This is a genomic window from Actinoplanes sp. NPDC051861, from assembly GCF_040681145.1.
GTDB lineage: Bacteria > Actinomycetota > Actinomycetes > Mycobacteriales > Micromonosporaceae > Actinoplanes.
Window position 1 is genome coordinate 301728 of the sequence record NZ_JBFAYE010000004.1, and the last position, 23640, is coordinate 325367.

The 23640-nt window shown below is 69.7% G+C and carries 25 protein-coding genes; 7 read left to right on the forward strand and 18 right to left on the reverse strand.

All coding sequences use genetic code 11. The features are described from left to right. Position 1 precedes the first annotated feature (1 nt). The 12 genes from AB0M02_RS15575 to AB0M02_RS15630 form a co-directional block, all read right to left on the reverse strand. Entirely contained in the window at positions 2-1129 is a 1128-nt protein-coding gene (locus AB0M02_RS15575; protein WP_364226813.1) for a glycosyltransferase, read from the reverse strand. Continuing rightward, a complete protein-coding gene (locus AB0M02_RS15580; RefSeq protein WP_364226816.1) occupies positions 1122-2186 on the reverse strand; it encodes an alcohol dehydrogenase catalytic domain-containing protein in 1065 nt (354 codons plus the stop codon). Before AB0M02_RS15580 ends, AB0M02_RS15575 begins: the two co-directional genes overlap by 8 nt. Continuing rightward, a complete protein-coding gene (locus AB0M02_RS15585) occupies positions 2183-3433 on the reverse strand; it encodes an aspartate aminotransferase family protein (protein ID WP_364226819.1) in 1251 nt (416 codons plus the stop codon). The genes AB0M02_RS15580 and AB0M02_RS15585 overlap by 4 nt, the downstream gene beginning before the upstream one ends. Positions 3434-3665: 232 nt before the next feature. After that, a complete protein-coding gene (locus AB0M02_RS15590; RefSeq protein WP_364226822.1) occupies positions 3666-4415 on the reverse strand; it encodes a maleylpyruvate isomerase family mycothiol-dependent enzyme in 750 nt (249 codons plus the stop codon). 71 nt (positions 4416-4486) lie between these two features. Continuing rightward, on the reverse strand, positions 4487-5011 hold the full coding sequence (locus AB0M02_RS15595; protein ID WP_364226825.1) for a metal-sulfur cluster assembly factor: 525 nt from the start codon (positions 5009-5011) through the stop codon (positions 4487-4489). Next, positions 5008-5463, reverse strand: coding sequence for a Fe-S cluster assembly sulfur transfer protein SufU (gene sufU / locus AB0M02_RS15600; RefSeq protein ID WP_364226828.1), 456 nt, complete (start codon positions 5461-5463; stop codon positions 5008-5010). The genes AB0M02_RS15595 and sufU overlap by 4 nt, the downstream gene beginning before the upstream one ends. Further along, positions 5463-6692, reverse strand: a complete 1230-nt coding sequence (locus AB0M02_RS15605) for a cysteine desulfurase (RefSeq protein ID WP_364226830.1) — start codon at positions 6690-6692, stop codon at positions 5463-5465. The genes sufU and AB0M02_RS15605 overlap by 1 nt, the downstream gene beginning before the upstream one ends. Positions 6693-6710: 18 nt before the next feature. After that, complete coding sequence (gene sufC / locus AB0M02_RS15610) at positions 6711-7469, reverse strand: Fe-S cluster assembly ATPase SufC (protein WP_364226832.1); 759 nt, start codon at positions 7467-7469, stop codon at positions 6711-6713. After that, on the reverse strand, positions 7466-7798 hold the full coding sequence (locus AB0M02_RS15615) for a non-heme iron oxygenase ferredoxin subunit (RefSeq protein WP_364226834.1): 333 nt from the start codon (positions 7796-7798) through the stop codon (positions 7466-7468). Before AB0M02_RS15615 ends, sufC begins: the two co-directional genes overlap by 4 nt. After that, positions 7795-8922, reverse strand: coding sequence for a Fe-S cluster assembly protein SufD (sufD, locus tag AB0M02_RS15620; protein WP_364226836.1), 1128 nt, complete (start codon positions 8920-8922; stop codon positions 7795-7797). Before sufD ends, AB0M02_RS15615 begins: the two co-directional genes overlap by 4 nt. Positions 8923-8959: 37 nt before the next feature. Then, complete coding sequence (gene sufB / locus AB0M02_RS15625; RefSeq protein WP_364226839.1) at positions 8960-10381, reverse strand: Fe-S cluster assembly protein SufB; 1422 nt, start codon at positions 10379-10381, stop codon at positions 8960-8962. After that, the gene (locus tag AB0M02_RS15630) at positions 10374-11048 is read right to left on the reverse strand and encodes an HTH domain-containing protein (protein ID WP_364227457.1); all 675 of its coding nucleotides are present in this window, start codon (positions 11046-11048) and stop codon (positions 10374-10376) included. The genes sufB and AB0M02_RS15630 overlap by 8 nt, the downstream gene beginning before the upstream one ends. Before the next feature lie 156 nt (positions 11049-11204). Here AB0M02_RS15630 and AB0M02_RS15635 point away from each other — a divergent pair, with 156 nt between their 5' ends. Further along, on the forward strand, positions 11205-12152 hold the full coding sequence (locus AB0M02_RS15635) for a COX15/CtaA family protein (protein WP_364227460.1): 948 nt from the start codon (positions 11205-11207) through the stop codon (positions 12150-12152). A gap of 120 nt (positions 12153-12272) precedes the next feature. Here AB0M02_RS15635 and AB0M02_RS15640 read toward each other — a convergent pair whose 3' ends face one another. From AB0M02_RS15640 to AB0M02_RS15650, 3 genes are all read right to left on the reverse strand, one after another. Then, a complete protein-coding gene (locus tag AB0M02_RS15640) occupies positions 12273-13151 on the reverse strand; it encodes a hypothetical protein (RefSeq protein WP_364226841.1) in 879 nt (292 codons plus the stop codon). Then, positions 13151-13444: a hypothetical protein gene (locus AB0M02_RS15645; protein ID WP_364226844.1), complete on the reverse strand. Its 294-nt coding sequence runs from the start codon at positions 13442-13444 to the stop codon at positions 13151-13153. Before AB0M02_RS15645 ends, AB0M02_RS15640 begins: the two co-directional genes overlap by 1 nt. A 202-nt stretch (positions 13445-13646) precedes the next feature. Then, entirely contained in the window at positions 13647-14612 is a 966-nt protein-coding gene (locus AB0M02_RS15650; RefSeq protein ID WP_364227463.1) for a heme o synthase, read from the reverse strand. Positions 14613-14876: 264 nt separating this feature from the next. On the opposite strand from AB0M02_RS15650, the gene tkt reads away from it, so the two are divergent. The 5 genes from tkt to pgl all read left to right on the forward strand — a co-directional run bounded on the left by tkt (position 14877) and on the right by pgl (position 21555). Then, positions 14877-16991, forward strand: coding sequence for a transketolase (tkt, locus tag AB0M02_RS15655; RefSeq protein WP_364226847.1), 2115 nt, complete (start codon positions 14877-14879; stop codon positions 16989-16991). A gap of 38 nt (positions 16992-17029) precedes the next feature. Further along, a complete protein-coding gene (gene tal / locus AB0M02_RS15660) occupies positions 17030-18166 on the forward strand; it encodes a transaldolase (protein WP_364226849.1) in 1137 nt (378 codons plus the stop codon). Positions 18167-18244: 78 nt separating this feature from the next. Beyond that, positions 18245-19762 (forward strand): glucose-6-phosphate dehydrogenase, encoded by a 1518-nt coding sequence (gene zwf, locus AB0M02_RS15665; protein ID WP_364226851.1) that lies wholly within the window; start codon positions 18245-18247, stop codon positions 19760-19762. Then, the gene (locus AB0M02_RS15670; RefSeq protein WP_364226853.1) at positions 19759-20742 is read left to right on the forward strand and encodes a glucose-6-phosphate dehydrogenase assembly protein OpcA; all 984 of its coding nucleotides are present in this window, start codon (positions 19759-19761) and stop codon (positions 20740-20742) included. Before zwf ends, AB0M02_RS15670 begins: the two co-directional genes overlap by 4 nt. 69 nt (positions 20743-20811) lie before the next feature. Further along, on the forward strand, positions 20812-21555 hold the full coding sequence (pgl, locus tag AB0M02_RS15675; protein WP_364226856.1) for a 6-phosphogluconolactonase: 744 nt from the start codon (positions 20812-20814) through the stop codon (positions 21553-21555). Here the strand turns inward: pgl and AB0M02_RS15680 are convergent. The 3 genes from AB0M02_RS15680 to AB0M02_RS15690 all read right to left on the reverse strand — a co-directional run bounded on the left by AB0M02_RS15680 (position 21539) and on the right by AB0M02_RS15690 (position 22903). Next, on the reverse strand, positions 21539-21922 hold the full coding sequence (locus AB0M02_RS15680; RefSeq protein WP_364226859.1) for a hypothetical protein: 384 nt from the start codon (positions 21920-21922) through the stop codon (positions 21539-21541). The genes pgl and AB0M02_RS15680 overlap by 17 nt on opposite strands. Further along, on the reverse strand, positions 21919-22488 hold the full coding sequence (locus AB0M02_RS15685) for a sigma-70 family RNA polymerase sigma factor (RefSeq protein WP_364226862.1): 570 nt from the start codon (positions 22486-22488) through the stop codon (positions 21919-21921). The genes AB0M02_RS15680 and AB0M02_RS15685 overlap by 4 nt, the downstream gene beginning before the upstream one ends. A 61-nt stretch (positions 22489-22549) precedes the next feature. Next, a complete protein-coding gene (locus tag AB0M02_RS15690; protein WP_364226865.1) occupies positions 22550-22903 on the reverse strand; it encodes a hypothetical protein in 354 nt (117 codons plus the stop codon). A 108-nt stretch (positions 22904-23011) separates the two neighbouring features. On the opposite strand from AB0M02_RS15690, the gene AB0M02_RS15695 reads away from it, so the two are divergent. Next, positions 23012-23614 (forward strand): GNAT family N-acetyltransferase, encoded by a 603-nt coding sequence (locus tag AB0M02_RS15695; RefSeq protein WP_364226867.1) that lies wholly within the window; start codon positions 23012-23014, stop codon positions 23612-23614. The last annotated feature ends 26 nt before the right edge of the window (positions 23615-23640 follow it).

Consider the following 23640-nt stretch of genomic DNA (forward strand, 5'->3'; position numbering starts at 1 on the left):
GTCAGGCCTCCACGCTGACGCGGCGCACCTCGGCGAGGACCCGTTCGCGGTACACCGCCGGCAGCTCGGTGATCGCCCCGTGCACGCGGCACCGGTCGATGCTCCCGTCACGGAACGGCAGCGCGAGCCCGACAAGCGGCAGAATCTCCATGTTCGTCGCGGTTGCGGGCCGCGCCGCGACGGTCCCGCCGAGGACCCCGACCTCCAGCTCACCGCGGTCCTCGAACCGAAGATGTACGACGAAAAGCCGCCCCCCGTGCCCCGCGGCGGCCGCCTCCACGGCTCGGCGCAGCTCCGGATACCGCTCGTTGGCCTCGAAGTCACCGAACGCGCAGGCCAGCTCCACGTCCATGCCGGGCCATTTGCGCAGGAAATACCGATAGTTCGGTCCTTCGCTGAGCCGGTTCGCCGCGACGTCGCGCACGTGCGGCAGGTGCACGCCGAAGAAGTCGCGCCCCATCACGATCGGCGTGCCGGTGCGTCCCACCCGGTACGCCCACTCCAGGTCCTCCACCCCGTATCCGTGGAACCCCGGGTCGAACCAGAGATCGTGCTCGGTCAGCACCGCCCGGGGCAGCGCGATCAGCGCGGTCCACGCGAACGACCACGGGATCACGTGCTCGGCCGACATCCGCGGATCCTGGTCGCCGGTGCCGGTGACCTCCAGGTCGGCCAGCACCTTGCGGTAGTGCTCGTACGGCTGGACCTCCACCGACGCCACGTCACCGGTGTTGTTGTCGTAGTCGATCATCTGGCCGACCACGCAGATCCGCTGGCCGTAGGCGAAGTGGCGGTCGTAGAGACCGGCCAGGCAACCCGGCGGCAGCGCCATGTCCACGTCCATCAGCACGACGATCTCGCCGGACGCCTGCCGCAGCGCGAGGTTGCGGGCGTAGCCGACCTGCCACGGCCGTGACGACCGGACCGAGACGATGTCGAGGCGCCCGGCGAACTCCCGGCAGACGTCAGCGAAATCGACGCTGTCGACCTGATCATCATCGACAACGCCGACGACGACCTCGAACTCGTCGGCCCGCATCGTCTGGTCGGCCAGCGCGGCGAGGGCGAGGCGCAGGTTGTCGGCCCGGTCCCGGTACGGAACCACCACGCTGATCTTCAGGTCACTCATCGACGTCACCCGGCGCGATCAGCACCTTGCAGCTGGCCTGCTCCGCCGGCCCGAAACGCCGCCCGTCGATGTCGCAGCCCAGCGCCGCGAACCCCCGCCGGTACTCCGCCAGCGGCACCACCTCGCTGATCAGCCGCTCGGCCGGGAGCCGGCCACTGGTGATCAGGTGGAACGCCTCCACGAACGAGCCGTGCAGGGAGTCGATCGAGCCGATCACCGACAGGCTGCGGTCGGCCAGCAGCATCGTGTCGATCGACGCCCACTTCTCCTTGAGCCCGATCGACATGTACGTCCCGCCGCACGCCATCTGCGGGAACAGCTCCTCGAGCAGGTTCGACGTGGTGTCCACGACGATGTCGAGCGGCGCCTGCGGATCGTCGAAGTACTTGGTGCGGGCCTCCTCGAGCGAGGCGTAGGCCGCGGTGCCGTCGGGCAGCCGGTCCCGGGCGAACTCGAGGCGCTCCGGCGCGTGCTCGACGACCACCGGGGTGAGGCCCTTGAGCGAGAGCACCCACGTGTAGAGCAGGCCGAGCGGACCGGCGCCGAAGACGTACGTGTACGCGCTCAACGACGGCGGCTGCAACTTGCGGGCACCGGCGACCACGCAGCTCAGCGGCTCGGTCAGGGCAGCCGCTCGCAGCGAGACGTTGTCCGGCACCCGGTGCACGAACGCCGACGTGGTGCGGTACCGGCCGGCGTACGCACCGTCGTAGCTGACGCCGCTCTCGGTGCCGTGCTTGTTCACGCAGTGGTTGATCCGCTGTGTCTGGCACATCCGGCACCGCCCGCAGTACGGCGTCGGGTTGATCACCACCCGGTCCCCCACCGCGATGCTCGTCACCGCCGGGCCGATCTCGGCGACGACACCGCTGGCCTCGTGGCCGAGGGTCACCCCGGGAACCGCCACCGGGTAGGAGCCGGAGACGATGCCGAGGTCGGTGCCGCAGATCCCGCAGTACCTGATGTCGACCACGACGTCGTCGTCGCCGGTGGCGTGCAGGTCGGGGACCTCACGCAGCGCGACGTCCCAGGCGCCGTCGAATTTGAGGGCCTTCACTGCCGTACCTCCTTCTCGTGGGACTCCAACGTCGTGCGCAGGCGGGCCAGCAGGTCGTCCACCTGAGCGGCCGTGATGATCAGTGGAGGGCGGACCTTGACGGTGCGGCCGAAGCCGTACCGGCTGCCGCGCAGGATCAGGCCGTTGCCTCGGCCCAGCGCGATGAACTGCTCGACGTCGACGGCGGTGGGCAGGTCGAACGCCTGCATGAGGCCGACGCCGCGGACACCGGACATGGCGCCGAACGAGCGGGACAGCCCGAGCAGCCCCCGGTGCAGGCGCTCGCCGGTCACGGCCACGTTGTCGAGGACGCGGTGGTTGCGCAGGTATCGGACGGTCTCCTCGAGCGCGACCAGCGCGAGGGGGTTGGCGCCGGAGGTGCTCGAGTGCTCCCACTGCTCCAGGACGTCGAGTTCCGGCCGCATCAGCACGCCGGCGACCGGGATGCCGACGCCGCCCGCGCCCTTGGCGAACGTGATGATGTCCGGCCGCAGCTCCGCGGCGTACCCGGTGGAGGCGAAGAACGAACCGGTACGCCCGAAGCCGGTCTGCACCTCGTCCGCGATGATCAGGATGCCGAGCCGGTCGCAGGTCTCGCGCAGCACGCGGTAGTAGTCGCGGGGCGGCACGATGTTGCCGCCGTTGCCCATCACCGGTTCGACGACCAGGGCGGCAACGCGGCCGCTGGACGCGTACTCGACGAAGTCCTCCAGGCGGCGGGCGCAGAGCATGTCGCAGCTGCCCGGGACCTGGCCGTAGAAGCAGTTGGCGCAGTCCGGCCCGGGGATCTTGACGGAATGGGCGAACGGCAGCGCGAAGCTCCGCTGCCGGAAAGCGTTTCCGGAGACGCCGGTGGTGGCCACGGTCTGTCCGTGATGCGACAGGAACAGCGAGAAGACGTCGGAGCGGCCGGTCGCCTTCTGCGCGATTCTGATCGCCGCCTCGTTGGCGCCGGAGCCGGTGACGTCGCGGAACCAGAAGGAACCGATGTGCGGCGGCAGTTCATCGCGCATCAACGCGAATATCTCCGCGGATTTCTCGCGCGTGAATTCGGAGGAGAGATGAGCGATCCGGTCGAGTTGGTGGTGCAGCGCCTCGATGACCTCCGGCGCGGAGTAGCCGAGCGAGACGTTGAACGTCCCGGACGCGCAGTCGATGAATCGTTCGCCACGAACATGCAGGTAGATACCGTCGCCGGCGTAGTCCGGCAGGCCGGTCACCGGTGGGGTGACAACGCTTGAACTCATGCCCGGGTCCTCCCGTGTCCCCGCCTTTCAACTCAGGCGGAAACGTCCTCGGCACGTGGAAAGGAATTGCATCCACAGTGGCCGGTCGATGCGTTGGGAGTCAAGCCCTGAACCGGTTCAGTTGATTGGCACGTGTGCTGACCAGCGTCATCGCGCCCCTGTGCGATAGGTCACCTGAACAGATAAATGTCAATCACGTGACATCAGTTTTCGGAATGGTGAACGCACCATCTCAGTCGGCGACGCTCCACTCCCGCAGTTGCTCGGCGACGACGCGGTCGCCGTCGACGCGGACGTCGGCCAGGGCGATCCGCCGGTAGAGCACCAGGACCAGATCACTGGCGGTGCCCTGGATGCGCGTCACCGGGTCGCCGCTGGGCGCGGGGTCGGCGTGCGCACCGGCCGGCGAGAGATCCAGGGTCCAGGACGGGCCCTCGATGGCCTGGAAGGCGACCCGGGCCGGACGATGCGGCCACGCGCCCCGCACACCGAGGCCGACGGTCAGGAACTCGCCCACCCCGTCGACCGCGATCGCGGCGGGGATCGGCTCCGGCTTGCCGGCGCTCTCCTGCGCGTCGAAGGCGTGCACGGCCGCCTCCTGCACCTGATGGCGGGCCACGGCACCGGCTGTCATCGGGGCACCGGAGCTCTCCCACCAGGTCCAGCAGGGCGAGTCGGGGCCGGCCGCGCCCAGCGCGGCGAGGAGCAGGGCGGTGGACTCGGCGGACCACTCCAGCAGGTCGCCCCGCAGCTCGCGATCGACACCGGCCGGCGGGGCCGAGTCGTCGGCGGCGGTGACGGCGGCGGCCCAGAACCGGTGCACGCCTCCGAGGTGCCTGACCAGATCACGCAACGACCAGCCGGGACAGCCGGGAACGCCCGCCCGGAGGTCTGCCGCTTCCCGGCCGGCCGCCTCGCGCAGCGCCTCGGAACGCGTCTCGATCAGGGACAGCAACTCGGGGAAGGACGGCGTCGAAGTCACCCCCGGTTTCTACCACCGGGACACGACGAAGGGCGGCACGCTCATCGCGCACCGCCCTCCCGGCGTACATCTCAGACGTTGAAGCCCAGCGCCCGCAGCTGCTCGCGGCCGTCGTCGGTGATCTTGTCCGGACCCCACGGCGGCAGCCAGACCCAGTTGATCCGGAAGTCCTGCACCAGCCCGCCACCCGGGCCGGTGGTCAGCGCCTGCCGGGTCTGGTCCTCGATCACGTCGGTCAGCGGGCAGGCCGCCGACGTCAGCGTCATGTCGAGGGTGACCACGTTGTCGTCGTCCACGTGCGTGCCGTAGACCAGGCCGAGGTCGACCACGTTGATGCCGAGCTCGGGGTCGACGACGTCCTTCATCGCCTCTTCGACGTCATCGACCGACGCCTTCTTGATCACCGGCTTCGCGGCGGCCTCCTCGGGGGCAGCCGTGCCGGTCACGCTCACCTCCGGCGCCTCGACCGGATCGCCGGCCTCGGCGGCAGCGGCACGCTCGGCCGCCAGCCAGTCCGGCACGTCCTCGGCCGCGGCCGGGACCGGCTCGCCGGGAGCGGTAGCCACTGTCTGCACAGACTCGGTCTTCTCGGTCATGCCTTCACCTCCGGGCTGGTGCCCACGTCTAGTCCGGCACGCGCGGCCGCGTCCTTGAACGCCATCCACGGCAGCAGCGCGCACTTCACCCGGGCCGGGAACTTGGCGACGCCGGCGAACGCGACCCCGTCGCCGAGCACCTCCTCGTCCGGCTCGATCTGGCCGCGGCTCTGCATCAGCTCCACGAACGCGTGGTGGATCTCGCCGGCGCTCGCCACGTCCTTACCCTGCAGCAGTTCGTGCAGCACCGACGCCGAGGCCTGGCTGATCGAGCACCCGAGACCGTCGTAGGAGATCTCCGACAGGTCGCGGGAGACCCGGACGGTGACCTCGTCCCCGCACGTCGGGTTGACGTGATGCGCCTCGCCGTCGAACGTGTCCCGCAGCCCCCGGCCGTGGGGATGCTTGTAGTGGTCGAGGATGATCTCCTGGTACAGGCCGTCGAGCATCATCAGCCGAACACCTTCCGCACCTGGTCGAGACCGCGCGCCAGCGCGTCGATCTCGGCGGTGGTCGTGTAGAGGTAGAACGACGCCCTGGTCATCGCCGGCACGCTGAAGCGCGAGCAGACCGGCCGCGCGCAGTGGTGGCCGACCCGCACCTCCACCCCGAGCGCGTCCAGGATCTGTCCCACGTCGTGCGGATGTACCCCGTCGACGCCGAACGACACCGTCCCACCGCGGCCCTCGACCGTCGCCGGCCCGAAGATCCGCACACCGGGGACCGCCGCGAGGGCGTCCAGTGCGTACCGGGTGATGTCCTGCTCGTGCTGGTGGATCGCCTCCATGCCCAGCCCGGTCAGGTAGTCCACGGCCGCGCCGAGGCCGATCGCCTCGGTGATCGGCGGGGTGCCGGCCTCGAACCGGGCCGGCGGCGGCGCGTACGTCGTGCCGGTCATGGTGACCGTCTCGATCATCGAGCCGCCGGCCAGGAACGGCGGCATCTGCGAGAGCAGGTCGAACCGGCCCCAGAGCACGCCGATGCCGGTCGGGCCGAGCATCTTGTGCCCGGTGAAGGCGATCAGGTCGGCGCCCAGGGTGCGCACGTCCATCGGCAGGTGCGGCACGGACTGCGAGCAGTCCAGCATCAGCAGGGCGCCGACCTGCCTCACTCGTGCGGAGATCGCCGAGAAGTCGTTGATCGTGCCGAGAACGTTGGACATGTGCACCAGCGAGACGATCTTCGTCCGCTCGTTGATCAGCTCGTCCAGGCCGGACTCGTCCAGCCGCCCCTCGTCCGTGATCCCGAACCAGCGCAGGGTCGCGCCGGTCCGTTCGCACAGGAGCTGCCACGGAACGAGGTTCGAGTGGTGCTCCATCTCGGAGATGACGATCTCGTCGCCCGGCCCGAGCCGCAGGTGCTGCCCGAGCGAGTGGGCGACCAGGTTGATCGCCTCGGTGGAGTTCTTCGTGAACACCACCTCGTCCGGGCTCGCCGCGCCGATGAAGGCCGCGATGCGCGCGCGGGCACCCTCGTACGCCTCGGTGGACTCGGTGCCGAGCGTGTGCACGGAGCGGGACACGTTGCCGTTGTACCGCTCCTGGTGCGCGCGCATGACGTCGAGCACCTGAACCGGCTTCTGCGAGGTGTTCGCGCTGTCCAGGTAGACAAGCGGGTGCCCGTTGACCTCCCGATCGAAGATCGGGAAGTCTTTACGGATCCGCTCGACGTCGAAGCTCATTGTCTTGACTCCCAGCGATCAGGCGCGGGTGAGGAACTTCTCGTAACCCTCGGCCTCGAGTTGCTCGGCCAGCTCCGGGCCGCCCTCCTGCACGATCCGGCCGCCGACGAAGACGTGCACGAAGTCCGGCTTGATGTAGCGCAGGATCCGCGTGTAGTGGGTGATCAGCAGGAAGCCGGTCTCGCCGGTCTCGCGGACCCGGTTCACACCCTCGCTGACCACCCGCAGGGCGTCGATGTCGAGGCCGGAGTCGGTCTCGTCGAGGATCGCCATCTTCGGCTTGAGCAGCTCGAGCTGCATGATCTCGTGACGCTTCTTCTCACCGCCGGAGAAGCCCTCGTTCACGTTGCGCTGCGCGAAGGACGGGTCCATCTGCAGCTTCTCCATGGCGCCGCGCAGCTCGCCGGCCCAGGTGCGCAGCTTCGGCGCCTCGCCGTCGAGCGCGGTCTTCGCGGTACGCAGGAAGTTCGCCACCGACACACCGGGAACCTCGACCGGGTACTGCATGGCCAGGAAGAGGCCGGCCCGGGCGCGCTCGTCGACGGTCAGCTCGAGCACGTCGGCGCCGTCCAGGGTCACCGTGCCGCCGGTGATCTCGTACTTCGGGTGCCCGGCGATCGAGTACGCCAGGGTCGACTTGCCGGAGCCGTTCGGGCCCATGATGGCGTGGGTCTCGCCCGACTTCACGGTGAGGTCGACGCCGGCCAGGATCGGCTTCAGCTCGCCGTCCGGCAGCTTCACCGAAACCTGCAGGTCGCGGATCTCCAGGGTGCTCACGGCTCTACTCCATTACTCGGTGTCGTCGAAACGTAGATGTCGCCGTCGCGGATCTCGACGGGAAAGATCGCCACCGGCTCGATGGCGGGCGGTCCGGAAGGCTCACCGGTACGCAGGTCGAAGCGCGATCCGTGCAGCCAGCACTCCAGGGTGCAGCCGTCGACCTCACCCTCGGAGAGGGCCACCGAGGCGTGGCTGCACTCGTCGCGGACGGCGTAGAAGTTGTCGTCGTCGGCGTGCACGACCGCGACCTCGACACCGTCGACCTCCACCTGGAGCGCGGTGCCCTTCGCGATGTCGGAGACCGGTCCGACGTACTCAAACGTCATGATCCGGACGAGGCCAGGCGAGCCTCGATCACGTCGCCGAGCCGCTCACGCAGCTCCTCGACCGGGATCTTGTTGATCAGCTCAGCGAAGAAGCCGCGGACCACCAGCTTGCGCGCCTCACCCTCGGGGATGCCGCGCGCCATCAGGTAGAACAGCTGCTCGTCGTCGAAGCGACCGGTCGCGCTCGCGTGCCCGGCGCCGACGATCTCCCCGGTCTCGATCTCCAGGTTCGGCACCGAGTGGGCGACGGCCCCGTCGGTCAGGAGCAGGTTCCGGTTGATCTCGTAGGTGTCGGTGCCGGTGGCGGCGGCCCGGATCAGCACGTCGCCGACCCAGACGGTCTGTGCCGACGAGCCCTGGAGGGCGCCGCGGTAGCCGACGTAGCTGCGGCAGTCCGGCACCGCGTGGTCGACCAGCTGACGGTGCTCCTGGTGCTGGCCGGAGTCGGCGAAGTACAGCCCCCACAGCTCGGCGTCGCCGCCGCGGCCCGCGTATTCCACACTCGTGAACTGGCGGACCAGGTCGCCGCCGAGGGTGACCTGCACGTGCTGGACCCGGGCGTCCCTGCCGACCCGGAACCTCACGTGCTGCGCCTGGACGGCGTCGCGGTCCCACTCGGCGAGCGTCACGAACGTCAGCTGGGCGCTGTCGCCGAGGACGACCTCGATGTTGTCGGCCAGCGTGACCGAGCCGGTCTGCTCCAGGACGATCGTCGCCTTGGCGAAGTTGCCCACCTTCACATAGGTGCGCGCCGCCGCGGCGTCGCCACCCTTGCCGGCCAGCCGGATGACAGCAGCCTCGGCCGGCACGGCCTCGGGCGCCACCTCGATCACGGTGATCGCTGCCGCCGAGCCGTACGCGAGAGCGCTGATCCGGTCGAACGGGGTCAGCACGTCCTCGACGGCGTCGGCGGACGACACCGTGACGCCGGCGGGCAGGTCCCCGTACTCCACGGACGGCGCGGCGCCGGTCAGCGACGTGGCCTTGACCAGGTCACCCAGCCGCTTGAGCGGGGTGAAGCGCCACTCCTCCTCCCGGCCGTTGAGGGCCGGGAAGTCGGCGACGTCGAAGGAGCGCAGCACCTGCGACTTGGTGCTCGGCGGGGCGATGGCCTCGGTAGTCATCTCGTCCTTTTAATCCGATCCGTTTGGGAGCAGCCGGTCAGCCGACCGCACCCTCCATCTGCAGCTCGATCAGGCGGTTCAGCTCCAGCGCGTACTCCATCGGGAGCTCCTTGGCGATCGGCTCGATGAAGCCGCGCACGATCATCGCCATCGCCTCGTCCTCGGTGAGGCCCCGGCTCATCAGGTAGAAGAGCTGGTCCTCGCTGACCTTGGACACGGTCGCCTCGTGGCCCATGTTCACGTCGTCCTCGCGGATGTCGACGTACGGGTACGTGTCCGACCGGGAGATCGTGTCGACCAGCAGCGCGTCGCACTTGACCGTGCTCTTCGAGTTCGACGAGCCCTCGAGGACCTGCACCAGACCGCGGTAGCTCGTGCGGCCACCGCCCCGGGCGATCGACTTGGAGATGATCGTCGAGGAGGTGTGCGGCGCGGCGTGCACCATCTTGGCGCCGGAGTCCTGGTGCTGGCCCTCGCCGGCCATGGCGATCGAGAGCACCTCGCCCTTGGCGTGCGGGCCGGTCATGTAGACCGCCGGGTACTTCATCGTCACCTTGGAGCCGATGTTGCCGTCGACCCACTCCATGGTCGCGCCCTGCTCGCAGGTGGCGCGCTTGGTGACCAGGTTGTACACGTTGTTCGACCAGTTCTGGATGGTCGTGTAGCGCACCCGCGCGTTCTTCTTCACGACGATCTCGACGACCGCGGAGTGCAGCGAGTCGGACGAGTAGATCGGCGCGGTGCAGCCCTCGACGTAGTGCACGTAGCTGTCCTCGTCCGCGATGATCAGCGTCCGCTCGAACTGGCCCATGTTCTCCGTGTTGATCCGGAAGTAGGCCTGCAGCGGGATGTCCACGTGCACGCCCTTCGGCACGTAGATGAACGAGCCGCCGGACCACACGCTGGTGTTCAGCGCGGCGAACTTGTTGTCGCCGACCGGGATGACGGTGCCGAAGTACTCCTTGAAGAGGTCCTCGTGCTCCTTCAGCGCGGTGTCGGTGTCGAGGAAGAGCACGCCCTGCGCCTCGAGGTCCTCACGGATCGCGTGGTAGACGACCTCCGACTCGTACTGCGCGGCGACGCCGGCGACGAGGCGCTGCTTCTCCGCCTCGGGGATGCCGAGCTTGTCGTACGTCGCCTTGATGTCCTCGGGCAGGTCGTCCCATGTGGCGGCCTGCTTCTCGGTGGAGCGCACGAAGTACTTGATGTTCTGGAAGTCGATGCCGGTGAGGTCGGCGCCCCAGTTCGGCATGGGCTTGCGGTCGAACAGGCGCAGGCCCTTGAGCCGCAGGTCCAGCATCCACTGCGGTTCGTTCTTCAGCGCCGAGATGTTGCGCACCACGGCCTCGGACAGGCCACGCTGCGCCGTCGCACCCGCGTGGTCGGTGTCGGCCCAGCCGTATTCATACCGACCAAGAGCCGCGAGGTGCTCTTCCTGAGTGACGATCTGGTCAGTCATGTGTATCTGTCCTAACCGTGGTTGCGGGAATGTGCGTGGTGCACACCCCGTCGCCGTGCGCGATGGTGGCAAGTCGCTGCACGTGGGTGCCGATGAGCCGGGAGATGACTTCGGTCTCGGCGTCGCACAGCTGAGGAAACTCGGCAGCCACGTGGGCCACCGGGCAGTGATGCTGGCACAGCTGCCCGCCGGACGCGATCGTGGTCGCGCTGGCAGCGTAGCCCTCGGCGGTGAGCGCCTCAGCGAGCGCCTCCGCCCGTGCCATCGGCTCCTCGCCGGCCGACCGCAGTGCGGCCGCGAGACGCTCCTGGAGGCCGGCGACCTGAGAGGCGGCGAACGCACTGACCGCTTCCGGCCCGTGGTGCTCGGCGATCCAGCGCAGCGCGGCGGTGGCGATGCCGTCGTAGTGGTGCGGGAAGCCCTCGCGGGCCGCCGCGGTCAGCATGAAGTGTTTGGCGGGACGTCCCCGGCCACGCGGACCGGAGACGCGGACCTCGCGGGTCTCCACCATCTGCTCGGCCTGCATCGCGTCGAGGTGCTTGCGGATGGCGGCCGGGCTCAGGCCCAGCTCGGCTCCGAGCTCCGCCGCGGTGGCCGTGCCACGCTCCAGGAGCAGCTGGGCGACCCGGTCACGGGTGCGGCCGTCCGTGGCGGTGGCGGACGCCATCGCACCGGTCCGGAGCAGCACCTCGTATTTCACTACGGCAACGTTACGTATTTCCTCGCGGGGCTGCAAACCGAACGCTGGTGATCCGTCCCACCGGTGACCGGAGCTGCGAAAAATCATGATCTGGTACGAGCGTACGATGCCCGCGTGTCCGCTTTGACGTCCTGGCTCGCCTCCACCCGCCTTGCCGCACGCCTCGGCGCCCTGCTGCGCCCGCTCGCCCTGGCCTCGCTGGTCGCCAACGTCGCGCTGATCGTCACCGGCGCCGCCGTGCGCCTCACCAACTCCGGCCTCGGCTGCCCCACCTGGCCCCGCTGCACCGACGACTCCTACGTCACCACGCGCGAGATGGGCGTGCACGGCGTCATCGAGTTCGGCAACCGCATGCTCACCTGGGTCCTGGTCGGCCTGGCCGTCGCCTGCTTCCTCGGCGCGCTGAACCACCGGCGCCGCTCGCTGACCCGCCTCTCGGTGCTGGTCGCGCTCGGCATCCCCGGTCAGGGCGTGGTCGGCGGCATCACCGTGCTGACCAACCTCAACCCGTGGGTGGTCGGCCTGCACTTCATCCTGTCGGTCGCGCTGATCGCCGGCTGCTGGGCGTTCTGGCGCCGGATCGACGAGGGCGACGGCGAGCCGGTCTCGCTGGTGCCGGCACCGCTGCGCACGCTCGCCCGGCTCACCGCGCTGGTGAGCTTCGCGGTCATCGCGGCCGGCGTCGTGGTCACCGGCAGCGGCCCGCACTCCGGCGACCAGGGCGCCAAGCGCAACGGCCTGGACCCGGCGACCGTCTCCCAGGTGCACGCCGACCTGGTCTTCCTGCTTATCGGCCTCTCGGTGGCACTGTGGCTGGCGCTCAAGGCCGTGCAGGCGCCACCCGCGGCGGTCAAAGCGGCTCTCGTGCTGATCGGGATCGAGCTGGCCCAGGGCCTGGTCGGCTTCGTGCAGTACTTCACGCATCTGCCGGTCGTCCTCGTCGCCGTGCACATGCTCGGCTCCGGCCTGGTCTGGGTCGCCACCCTCGCCGTCCTCTGGTCACTCCGCGAGCGCCCGGCCCTCTCCCCCACGGATCTTCCCGCGAGGAAGGAAGCGGTCGCCGCGGCCTGAGCGGCCCAAGACCTTCTTTGCGGATGTACGCGCAATCCCGCTCTGCCTGCTCCAGACCCGCGGCCGGCTGCAACGCGAGGCCGCAGCGCGGCCGCCGGGGCAAGGCGGGTGGCCGTGGGGTCAGAGCCGGGAGATGATCGCGTCGGCCAGGCGGGGGGCCGAGGCGGGCGCGGTGAGCAGGAAGAGCGACGGCTCGGTGAGCTCCAGCTCGATCAGCCGGGGTTCGCCGTCCGGGCCGGGAATCATGTCGACGCGGGCGTAGAGCAGCCGCTTCGCACCACCGGGCACCGCTGCCAGAACCTGCTCGGCCAGCCGCAGCTCCGCGGCGGACGGCGTGCGCGGCGTGATCTCCTCGTCGCCGAGGTCGATCGCGCCCTGCCCTGCGGGCCGCAGGATCGGGCCCTTGCGGATGGCGTGGCTGAAGGTCAGTTCGCCGTTCGCGTCCGGAGTGCACAGGACGGCGGTCTCGCCGGCGCTGTCGACGGCGGCGAGGAAGGGCTGGACCATCGCGGTGACACCGGCACCGGTGATCCGCTCGACGTGCGCCTCGGCGAGGGACAGCTGAGCGGGAAGCTCATAGCGCACGGTGTCGTGGGCGCCTGCGCTGACGGCGGGCTTGACCACCCACTCACCCTCGCCCGGCGGGGTCCACGTGCCGCCGGGAGCGACGAACTCGGTCGGGATGATCGGCACGCCGGCCGCCGCGAGGTCCCGCAGGTACGTCTTGTCGGTGTTCCAGGCGATGATGTCGGCCGGGTTGGCCAGCCGGGGCACACCGCTCGCCCACGCGACGAACTCGTCGCGCCGTGCCACGTAGTCCCACGGCGAGCGGATCACGGTGAGGTCGTAACGGGACCAGTCCGCCTCGGTGTCGTCCCAGCGGACCGCCTCGACGATCACCCCGCGCTCGCGCAAAGCGTCGCGCAGGGGGTGATCGTCGTCCCAGAGGTCGGGGAAGATAGCGCAGGTGACGAGCGCTACCCGGGCGTCGGTACTCACTAGCGGGCCATGCTCCGGCGAGCCATCGAGCGCCACAGGTCGTTGCTGGGGCGCATCTGCTCCAGGAGCTCGCGCTCCCACTCGTTCTCCACAGCCACTCCGGCGTGCTCGCAAGCCTCGCGGGCGACACCGGTGTCCTGGGCGAACTGGTCGGACCACTCACCGTCCTCACCGACGAGGACGATGCGGGCGCCGCGCTTGCCGACATACTCCACAACGGCCTTGGCGCCGCCGTGCTCGGCGGCGAAAGACTGGATGTCGCGTGTCAGCGTCGTAACGGAACCTTCTGCCATGGAGCGCAGCCTAAAAGGTCATCCTGTGTTTCCGTGGCACTCCACCGGTGTTTTGTGACTGTCATTACCAGCGGGTTTGAGATCACAGGGCATTGCTATGCGCCAATTAGGCCCGATTTGTTCCAGCGACGACAATCAAGCTATCGAGTGACGGACAGTGACTAACACTAGTCGCAATCCGGGCATCCTGTGCGACGCATACTCACCCTCCGATGAGCGCGTCGACGGCCACGGCCATGAAGACCACCGTCAGGTACGTGATGGAGAGGTGGAACAGCCGCATCGGCTTGACCGGGTTGCCCGCGGCGGTCCGGTAGACCAGGCGGATCGCCTCGGCGAGGAAGACGGCGCCCATCACGATCGCGGTGACGCCGTAGATAGGACCGATGCCGTGGCCGAGCGGCCAGACCACGAGCGAAGTGACCACAGTGAGGACTGTGTAGACAAGGATCTCGAGATTGACCCGCTTCATCGAGCGGACCACGGGCAGCATCGGAACGCCCGCCCGTGCGTAGTCGTCCTTGTACTTCACCGCGAGCGCGTAGAAGTGCGGCATCTGCCAAAAGAAGACAACCGCGAAAAGCGCCCATGCCATCGCCGAGATGTCGCCGGTGACCGCGGCCCAGCCGATCAGCACCGGTGCCGCGCCGCACACTCCACCCCAGAACGTGTTGGCCGGGGTCCGGCGCTTCAACCAGAGCGTGTAGACGACGTCGTAGTAGAAGATCGACGCCGCGGTGAGCGCGGTGGCCAGCCAGTTGGTGAACGCGCCCATCAGGACGACCGACACCACGGCCAGCACGAGCCCGAAGATCAGCACGGATCGCGGCGAGATCTGGTGTGCCGGGAGTGGACGGCGCTTCGTCCGGCGCATCAGCTCGTCGATGTCGCGGTCGATGTAGCAGTTGAGCGCGCTCGCCGCGCCGCCCGCCATCCCGCCGCCGATCAGGACGATCGCGAAGGTCAGCGGGTCCGGCCAGCCACCGGCCGCCAGCATCATCGTGGGCACGGTCGTGACCAGCAACAGCTCGACGATCTGCGGCTTGGTCAAGGCCAGGTAGGCCCGGAGAACCGTCATCCGGTCACGGCGGGCCTCGACGGGTGGCGCGCCGGCGGCGCGCTCCACCTCGCCGGGCGTCCGTCCGCGGACAGGACGCTCGGTGATCATGCTCACGGACAGCCACCTTCCGGCATCGGCTCTGTTTCGCGGCCGTTGCCGAGTGACGACCCGGCGGCCCGCCCGGACAGCCTACGCGCAGCCGTCTCCGCTGCTCGGCGCACCCGGTCCAGGTGCAGACGGTCACAGGTCTTGAACCGCCGTGTCCGCTCACAGCGTATGTGCCTAGGGCGTTCACTGCGCACGTGTTTAGCCCGACTGGATAGGGTCAAGCCGAAAAGGGTTCCATAATTTTGCCCGAGGAGCACAACCGACGTGGCTGCCACAGATCCCGCTCTCAACTGGTCCGACTCCGACCGCAAGGCCGTGGACACCGTCCGGGTATTGGCCATGGACGCCGTGGAGAAGGCCGGCAACGGTCACCCCGGCACCGCCATGAGCCTCGCGCCGGCGGCCTACCTGCTTTTCAACCGCGTCATGCGGCACGACCCGACGGATCCGCACTGGGCGGGACGCGACCGGTTCGTGCTCAGCTGCGGGCACTCCAGCCTGACCCTCTACATTCAGTTGTTCCTCAGCGGTTACAGCCTGTCGCTGGATGACCTGAAGTCGCTGCGCCAGTGGGACTCGCTGACTCCCGGGCACCCGGAGTTCGGGCACACGCCCGGCGTCGAGATCACCACCGGCCCGCTCGGGCAGGGCATCGGCAACGCGGTCGGCATGGCGATGTCCGCCCGCCGCGAGCGCGGGCTGTACGACCCGGAGGCCCCCGCGGGACAGTCCCCGTTCGACCACTACGTCTACTCGATCGCCTCGGACGGCGACATCGAGGAGGGCGTCAGCCACGAGTCGAGCGCGATCGCGTCGGTGCAGAAGCTCGGCAACCTCGTGGTGATCTACGACGACAACCAGATCTCCATCGAGGACGACACCCGGATCGCCAAGTCCGAGGACGTCGGCGCGCGCTACGAGGCGTACGGCTGGCACGTGCAGACCGTCGACTGGCGCGCCTCGGACCCGTACACCGAGGACGTCGAGGCGCTGTGGAACGCGATCCAGGCCGCGAAGGCGGTGACCGACAAGCCCTCCTTCATCGTCCTCAAGACGATCATCGGCTGGCCTGCGCCGAACAAGCAGAACACCGGCAAGATCCACGGCTCCGCGCTGGGCGCCGCCGAGGTGGCCGCCACCAAGGAGCTGCTCGGCTTCGAGGCCGAGCCGTTCGCCATCGACGACGAGGTCGTCAAGTTCGCCCACCAGGTCGTCGACCGCGGCCGCGAGGCCCGCGCCGAGTGGCAGAAGGCGTTCGACGCCTGGGCCGCCGGTAACGCCGAGGCCAAGGCGCTGCACGACCGGCTGGCCGCCAAGACGCTGCCCGAGGGCTGGCACAAGGCGCTGCCGGACTTCCCGGCGGACGAGAAGGGCCTGGCCACCCGCGCCGCGTCCGGCAAGATCCTGGAGGCGCTCGCCCCGGTCCTGCCCGAGCTGTGGGGCGGCTCCGCCGACCTGGCGGAGAGCAACAACACCACCATGAAGGGCGAGCCCTCCTTCATCCCCGCGGAGTACGCGACGAAGGAGTTCCCCGGCCACGAGTACGGCCGGACGCTGCACTTCGGCATCCGCGAGCACGGCATGGGCTCGATCCTCAACGGCATCGCGGTGCACGGCGGCACCCGCCCGTACGGCGGCACCTTCCTGGTCTTCAGCGACTACATGCGCGGCGCCGTCCGGCTCTCCGCGCTGATGAAGCTGCCGGTCATCTACGTCTGGACGCACGACTCGATCGGTCTCGGCGAGGACGGCCCGACGCACCAGCCGATCGAGACGCTGACCGCGCTGCGCGCCATCGTCGGCCTCGACGTGGTCCGCCCCGCCGACGCCAACGAGACCGCGTGGGCCTGGCGCGGCGCCCTGGAGCACACCGACCGGCCGACCGCGCTCGCGCTGTCCCGGCAGAACCTGCCCACGATCGACCGCTCGAAGTACGCGTCCGCCGAGGGCACCCTCAAGGGCGGCTACATCCTCTCCGAGGCGTCCGGTGGCAGCCCCAAGGTGATCCTGATCGCCAGCGGCTCCGAGGTGCAGCACGCGCTGACCGCCCAGGAGCGCCTGGAGGCCCAGGGCACGCCGACGCGGGTCGTCTCGATGCCGTGCCAGGAGTGGTTCTTCCAGCAGGACCTCGCGTACCAGCAGGAGGTGCTCCCGCGCGGCGTCAAGGCCCGGGTCACCGTCGAGGCCGGCATTCGGATGAGCTGGGACCGCATCCTGGGCGACGCCGGCGAGGCGGTCAGCATCGAGCACTACGGCGCCAGCGCTCCCGCCAAGATCCTCTTCGAGCAGTTCGGCTTCACCGCTGACAACGTCGTCGCGAAGGCCAACGCCTCCCTCGCCAAGGTCGGCGAGATCACCGGCCACAAGACGGGTAACTGACTTCTAAACCCTGCGACAAACTTCAGGAGTTGAGGGAAATGACCGACAGGCTGGCTGAGCTGTCCGCCGCGGGCGTCGCGGTGTGGCTCGACGACCTCTCCCGGGTGCGTCTGACCAGCGGCTCGCTGGACAAGCTGCGCACCGATCAGCACGTGGTCGGCGTGACCACGAACCCGAGCATCTTCCAGAAGGCGCTCTCCGACGCGGACGCGTACGACGAACAGCTCCGCGACCTGGCGGCGCAGAAGGTGACGGTCGAGGAGGCCGTCCGCCTGATGACCGCCAAGGACGTCCGCTGGGCGTGCGACGTCGAGCGCCCCGAGTACGACCGGTCCGCCGGCGTCGACGGCCGCGTGTCGATCGAGGTCGACCCGCGCAAGGCGCACGAGACCGAGTCCACCGTCGCCGAGGCGAAGACCCTCTGGTGGCTGGTGGACCGCCCGAACCTGTTCATCAAGATCCCGGCGACCCTCGCGGGCCTGCCCGCGATCACCGCCACCCTCGCGGCGGGTATCAGCGTCAACGTCACGCTGATCTTCTCGCTGGAGCGCTACCGGGCGGTCATGGACGCGTTCCTGTCCGGCCTGGAGCAGGCGAAGGCGAACGGCCACGACCTGACCAAGATCGGCTCGGTGGCGTCCTTCTTCGTCTCGCGCGTGGACACCGAGGTGGACAAGCGGCTCGACAAGATCGGCTCCGAGGAGGCCAAGGCGCTCAAGGGCACGGCGGCCATCGCCAACGCCCGCCTGGCGTACAAGGCGTACGAGGAGGTCTTCTCGACCGACCGCTGGAACACCCTGAAGGCGGCCGGCGCGCACCCGCAGCGGCCGCTCTGGGCCTCCACGTCCACCAAGAACCCGGCGTTCCCCGACACGATCTACGTCGAGGAGCTGATCGCGCCCGGCACGGTGAACACCATGCCGGAGTCGGTGATCTTCGCGTTCGAGGACCACGGCACCACCAAGAAGGACAGCATCACCAGCAACTACGACCACGCCACCAAGGTCTTCGCCGACCTGGCCGCGGTCGGCATCGACTTCGACGACGTCGTGAAGGTCCTCGAGGACGAGGGCGTCGACAAGTTCGAGGCCAGCTGGAAGGAGCTGCTGGAGGGCGTCGGCAAGTCGCTCAAGGCGGCCGAGAAGGGCTCCGGGCACCCCGGCGGCGCTGCCTGACCGGAACGATCGGCGGCTCGTCGCGGGCAGTACCGCGACGAGCCGTTCCCTCCGTCGAAAAACTGGCAGGATGGCATCGTGGGTAATCCGCTGCGTACCGCACAGGACCGTCGGCTTCCGCGGATCCCGGAGCCCTGCGCTCTGGTCATCTTCGGGGTCACCGGTGACCTCTCCCGAAAGAAGCTCATCCCAGCCGTGTACGACCTGGCCAACCGTGGCCTGTTGCCGCCCGGCTTCGTGGTTCTCGGCTTCGCCCGCCCGGACTGGGGCGACGGCTCGTTCGAATCACTCGCGTATGCCGCCGCCAAGAAGGGCGCCCGCACACCGTGGCGCGAGGACGTCTGGCAGCGGCTGAACAGCCAGTTCCACTTCATTCCCGGCTCGTTCGACGACGACGCCGCGTTCGACCAGCTCGCGAGCACCCTCGACGAGCTGAAGGAGCGCAACGGCATCACCGGCAACGCCGCCTTCTACTTCTCCATCCCGCCCGCGGCCTTCCCGCTGGTGCTCAACCAGCTCAACCGCACCGGCATGGCGGATCCGTCCAAGTCCGGTGGCTGGCGCCGGGTCGTGGTGGAGAAACCGTTCGGCCACGACTACCAGAGCGCGGTCCAGCTCAACCAGCTGGTCGACGACGTCTTCATCCCGCAGGACGTCTTCCGGATCGACCACTACCTGGGCAAGGAGACGGTCCAGAACATCCTGGCCCTGCGCTTCGCCAACAGCCTCTTCGAGCCGGTGTGGAACTCGAAGTACGTGGACAGTGTCCAGATCACCATGGCCGAGGACGTCGGCATCGGCACCCGGGCGGCGTTCTACGACGCCTCCGGCGCCGCGCGCGACGTGCTGCAGAACCATCTACTGCAGCTGCTCGCGCTGGTCGGCATGGAAGAGCCGACAAGCTTCGACCCCCAAGAGGTACGCGCGGAGAAGCTCAAGGTCCTCAAGGCCATCAGCCTCCCCGCCGACATCGCCACGGGTTCCGTCCGCGGTCAGTACCTTCCGGGCTGGGTGGCCGGAGAACGCGCCGCCGGTTACCTGGAGGAGAAGAACATCCCCGCGGACTCCACCACGGAGACGTACGCGGCCGTCCGGCTCGGCATCCAGAACCGCCGGTGGGCCGGTGTGCCGTTCTTCGTGCGTGTCGGCAAGCGGATGCCGCGGCGGGTCACCGAGATCGCGATCCTCTTCAAGCAGGCGCCGCACCTGCCGTTCGACCCCGCCGACGTGGAGATGCTGGGTCACAACCAGCTGGTCGTACGCGTCCAGCCGGACGAGGGCGTGGTGCTCAAGTTCGGGTCGAAGGTGCCGGGAACCTCCATGGAGGTCCGGGACATCGCGATGGACTTCCAGTACGGCGAGGCTTTCACCGAGTCGAGCCCGGAGGCGTACGAAAGGCTCGTCCTGGACGTGCTCATCGGTGACCGGACGCTGTTCCCGGACGCGGCCGAGGTCGAGCAGTCCTGGCGGGTCATCGATCCCCTGGAGGCCGCCTGGGCGGGCACCAAACCGGAGCCGTACCGGGCCGGCGAGTGGGGCCCGCGCGCGGCGGACGAGTTGCTGGCCCGCGAGGGTCGTTCGTGGAGGCGAGCATGATCGGGCTTTGGGACACCACCGGCAACGAGGTGGTGAAGGCACTGGCGGCTGAGCGGCGCAGCGCCGGCGGCGTGGCCTCCGGCCTGGCGCTCACCGTCATCTCGGTGGTCGAGGAGAAGAAGGTCCGCGAGGCCGAGGCGGCGGCCACCATCGCCGCGGCCGCGCACCCGTGCCGGCTGCTCATCGTGGTCCGCTCCGATCTGGACGGCCGCAGCCGACTGGACGCCGAGATCGTCGTGGGCGGGCGTCTCGGTCCCGCCGAGGCGGTCGTCATGCGGATGTACGGGCGACTCGCCCTGCACGCCGAGTCGGTCGTCATGCCGCTGCTGGCACCGGACGTCCCGGTCGTCAGCTGGTGGCACGAGGAACCGCCCAACATGATCGCCAACGACTTCCTGGGCGTCGTGGCGGACCGGCGGATCACCGACTGCGCACAGTCGCCGGACCCGGTGGCCGCGCTCAGGCAGCGCGCGGTCGACTACGCACCCGGCGACACCGACCTCACCTGGACCCGGATCACGCTCTGGCGCACCCTGGTGGCCGGCGCGTTCGACACCACCGAGGCCCGGGTCGTCGGCGCGAAGATCGTGGCACCGCACCAGGACCCCACCGCGTGGCTGATGCTCGGCTGGCTCAAGTCCCGCCTCGGCATCGAGCCGGTGCTGGAGCACACCGACCGGGCGCCGCGCCTGCACTCGGTCGAGCTGCAGTGCGAGAACGGGGACTGCGTCCGGGTCACCCGCGAGGAGGGCACGGCGCTGTTCAGCCGTACCGGCCAGGAGGACCGCTACATGCCGCTGCCGAAGCGGCCCGTCGGCGACGAACTCGCCGAGGAGCTGCGCAGGCTCGACGCCGACCAGATCTACGCGGAGGCGCTCGGCGCCATGGCCGGGCTGGACGGCCTGGACCAGCGGCCGCCGATGCGGGTGCACATCTGGAAGGACCCGGCACTGGCCGCCCGTGCCAGCGCACCCGCCTGACCCTGTTTCTTCAGGACCGCCCGCCGCATCGCGTTGCGGCGGGCGGCTCGTCATTTGAAGGAGACTGCTTTGACTGAGACCGTGGTCGTGGTTGTGGAGGACGCCGACATCCTGGCGTCCACGGTGGCGGCCCGGCTCGCCGTCCGGATCCTCGACGCCCAGGCGGTGCACGGCACGGCGAGCGTGGTGCTGACCGGCGGCCGGGTCGCGGCGAAGGTGCTGCGGGCGGTCCGCGAACTGCCCGCCTCGGCGGCGATCGACTGGTCCCGGGTGGACCTGTGGTGGGGCGACGAGCGCTTCCTGCCCGCCGGCGACCCGGACCGCAACGAGACCCAGGCACGCGAGGCACTCCTGGACAAGCTGCCCCTGGACCCGGCCCGCGTGCACGCCATGCCGGCGTCGGACGGCCCGGACGGCGACGACGCCTCGGCGGCGGCCGAACGCTACGCCTCCGCCCTGACGCCGCTCCCCCGCTTCGATGTGCTGATGCTGGGCGTCGGCGAGGACGGGCACGTGGCGTCACTCTTCCCGGGACACCCCGGCCTGCAGGAGACGGGCACGGCGGCGGCCGTCCACAACAGTCCTAAGCCCCCGCCCACCCGCGTCACGCTCACGGTACCGACGATCCAGAGCGCCGAGGAGGTGTGGCTCATCGCGGCCGGCCCGGACAAGGCACAGCCGATCGGAGCCGTGCTCAGCGGTGCCGATCTGCCGGCTTCGCGTGCTCACGGCGTACGCAAAACGCTCTTTCTCCTGGACCGCGCGGCAGCCGCGCAAGTTTCCCGGAGGCCCGGGGTCACCCCACCGGGGTGACGTCCACCGGCGCCGGTGACGAGGCCGGCGGCTCGATCCCTGAATGCGGCGACACGGTCGGGGACGAGGGCGTGGGCGGGAATGCGGGCGGGACCGTGGGGCGAATCAGAGACGGGTCGGACGACGGCGCGCCGGCCGGCGGGCCGGCCGGCAGAATCGGGACGGGATCCGGTTCTGCTGGGCCAGGGAACAGGGCAAACGCCGCCGCCACGGCCGCCGCTGCGGGGACCGTCAGCCACCACCAGCGACGCGATCGGCGGCGAGTGACCACGATGGTGGGCGGCTCGGCGAAGCGGAGCCGCTCCACGGTGATCTGGCCGGCCCGCGCTTCGAGGGCGCCTCGCACTCGCTGTTCCACATCGGTCATCGCTCCCCCAGGATCCCTCGCAAGACGGACAGCGCCCGGTGCGCCGTGGACTTCACCGTGCCGCGGGACACCCGCATCACCTCGGCGATCTCCTGCTCGGAGAGCTCCGACCAGTACCGCAGCACCAGCACCTGGCGCTGCCGGTGCGTCAGCCCCCGCATCGCCCGCAGCACCTCCCGATCCCCCTCGCCGAGCAGCGCCTCGTCCTCGGCGGCCGGCGCGGCGCCGACGGCCGGCGCGACATAGGCCCGCGCGGTGCGGCGGCGGCGCAGGGCCGACCGCGCCGCGTTCGTCACGCCGGCCACCAGATAGGCGTGCGGGTCCGCGACCGCCCGCAGATCCGCGCCATGCTTGCGGTAGAGCGCCGTGAACACGTCCTGCACGATGTCCTCCGCCGTGGGCAGGTCGTCGACCATCAGCACCGCGAGCCGGACCAGGCTGAGGCGCCTGGCGTGGTACAGCTCGTTGATCGCGGGCGGCCCGGACGGCCCGGCGGCGGCCCGGGTGGGTTCCGGGGCGTCGGTCAGGACACGGCGCAACCAGGCGAGCAGCGGCGGGAACGGCAAGGCTGGGATCACAGGCGGGGCCTCGCGGGGGTCGGGCGGAGGATGAAGGGTACCGGCCGGGTCAGCGGGAAGCCGGCTTCGGCATGGTCGGGGACACCGTCGGGGAAGGCGGAACCGGTGCCGGCTTCGACATGGTCGGAGACACCGTCGGGGACGGCGGGGTGGGCTCCGGCTTCGGCATGGTCGGGGACACGGTCGGGGACGGCGGGGTGGGCTCCGGCTTCGGCATGGTCGGGGACACGGTCGGGGACGATGGGACCGGCGCCGGCTTCGACGGAGTCGGAGACACCGTCGGGGACGGCGGGACCGGCGCCGGGGTGGTGTCGCCGGCGAATGCCGCCGCCGACATGCCGCCCACGGCGAGGACCGCCACCACTCCGGCGGCCGCCGCCAGGCCTCGGGTCGAAACGCGCATCGGACTCTCCTTCGTCAGCCAATTGCTCTTCCGAAGGACAAGACGCACGACCGCCGCTGAGGTTGGCGCTTCCGGAGTGACACGCGCCACACACCTAGACTGGCGGCCGTGCAGCCGATCATCCGCCACTATCGCCCGTCCGACCTCGATGCCGTCTACGACATCTGCGTACGCACCGGAGCCTCCGGCGGCGACGCCCGCGGCAATCACAGCTCAGACCGGATGCTCGGCGACATATGGGCGGTTCCGTACGTAACCGCCGAACCCTCCCACGCCCACGTGGTCGACGACGGCGACGGCAACGCGGTCGGCTACATCCTCGGCACCGCCGACACCGCCGCGTTCGTGAAGTGGTACCGCTCGGAGTGGCTACCGGCAACCGAGAGCCGCTATCCCCCGGGCGACCCGCGCGACGAGGTCATGCTGGACCTGCACCATCACCCGGAGCGGATGCTGCTGCCGGAGCTCGTGGACTACCCGGCGCACCTGCACATCGACCTGCTGCCGGAGTGGCAGGGGCGCGGGCTCGGCAAGGGGCTCATGGCGGCGTTCCTGGAGGGCCTGCGGGCCGTAGGCGTCTCCCGGGTACACCTGGGTATGGCACCCGAGAATTCCGGCGCTTACGCCTTCTATCGGCGGCTCGGTTTCTGGGACATCTCGGTTCCGGATGCCGGCGCTCTCTACCTGGGCCGGGATACCGGTCCGCTCTAGGCTCACCCCGCCACTTCAGGGCGGCC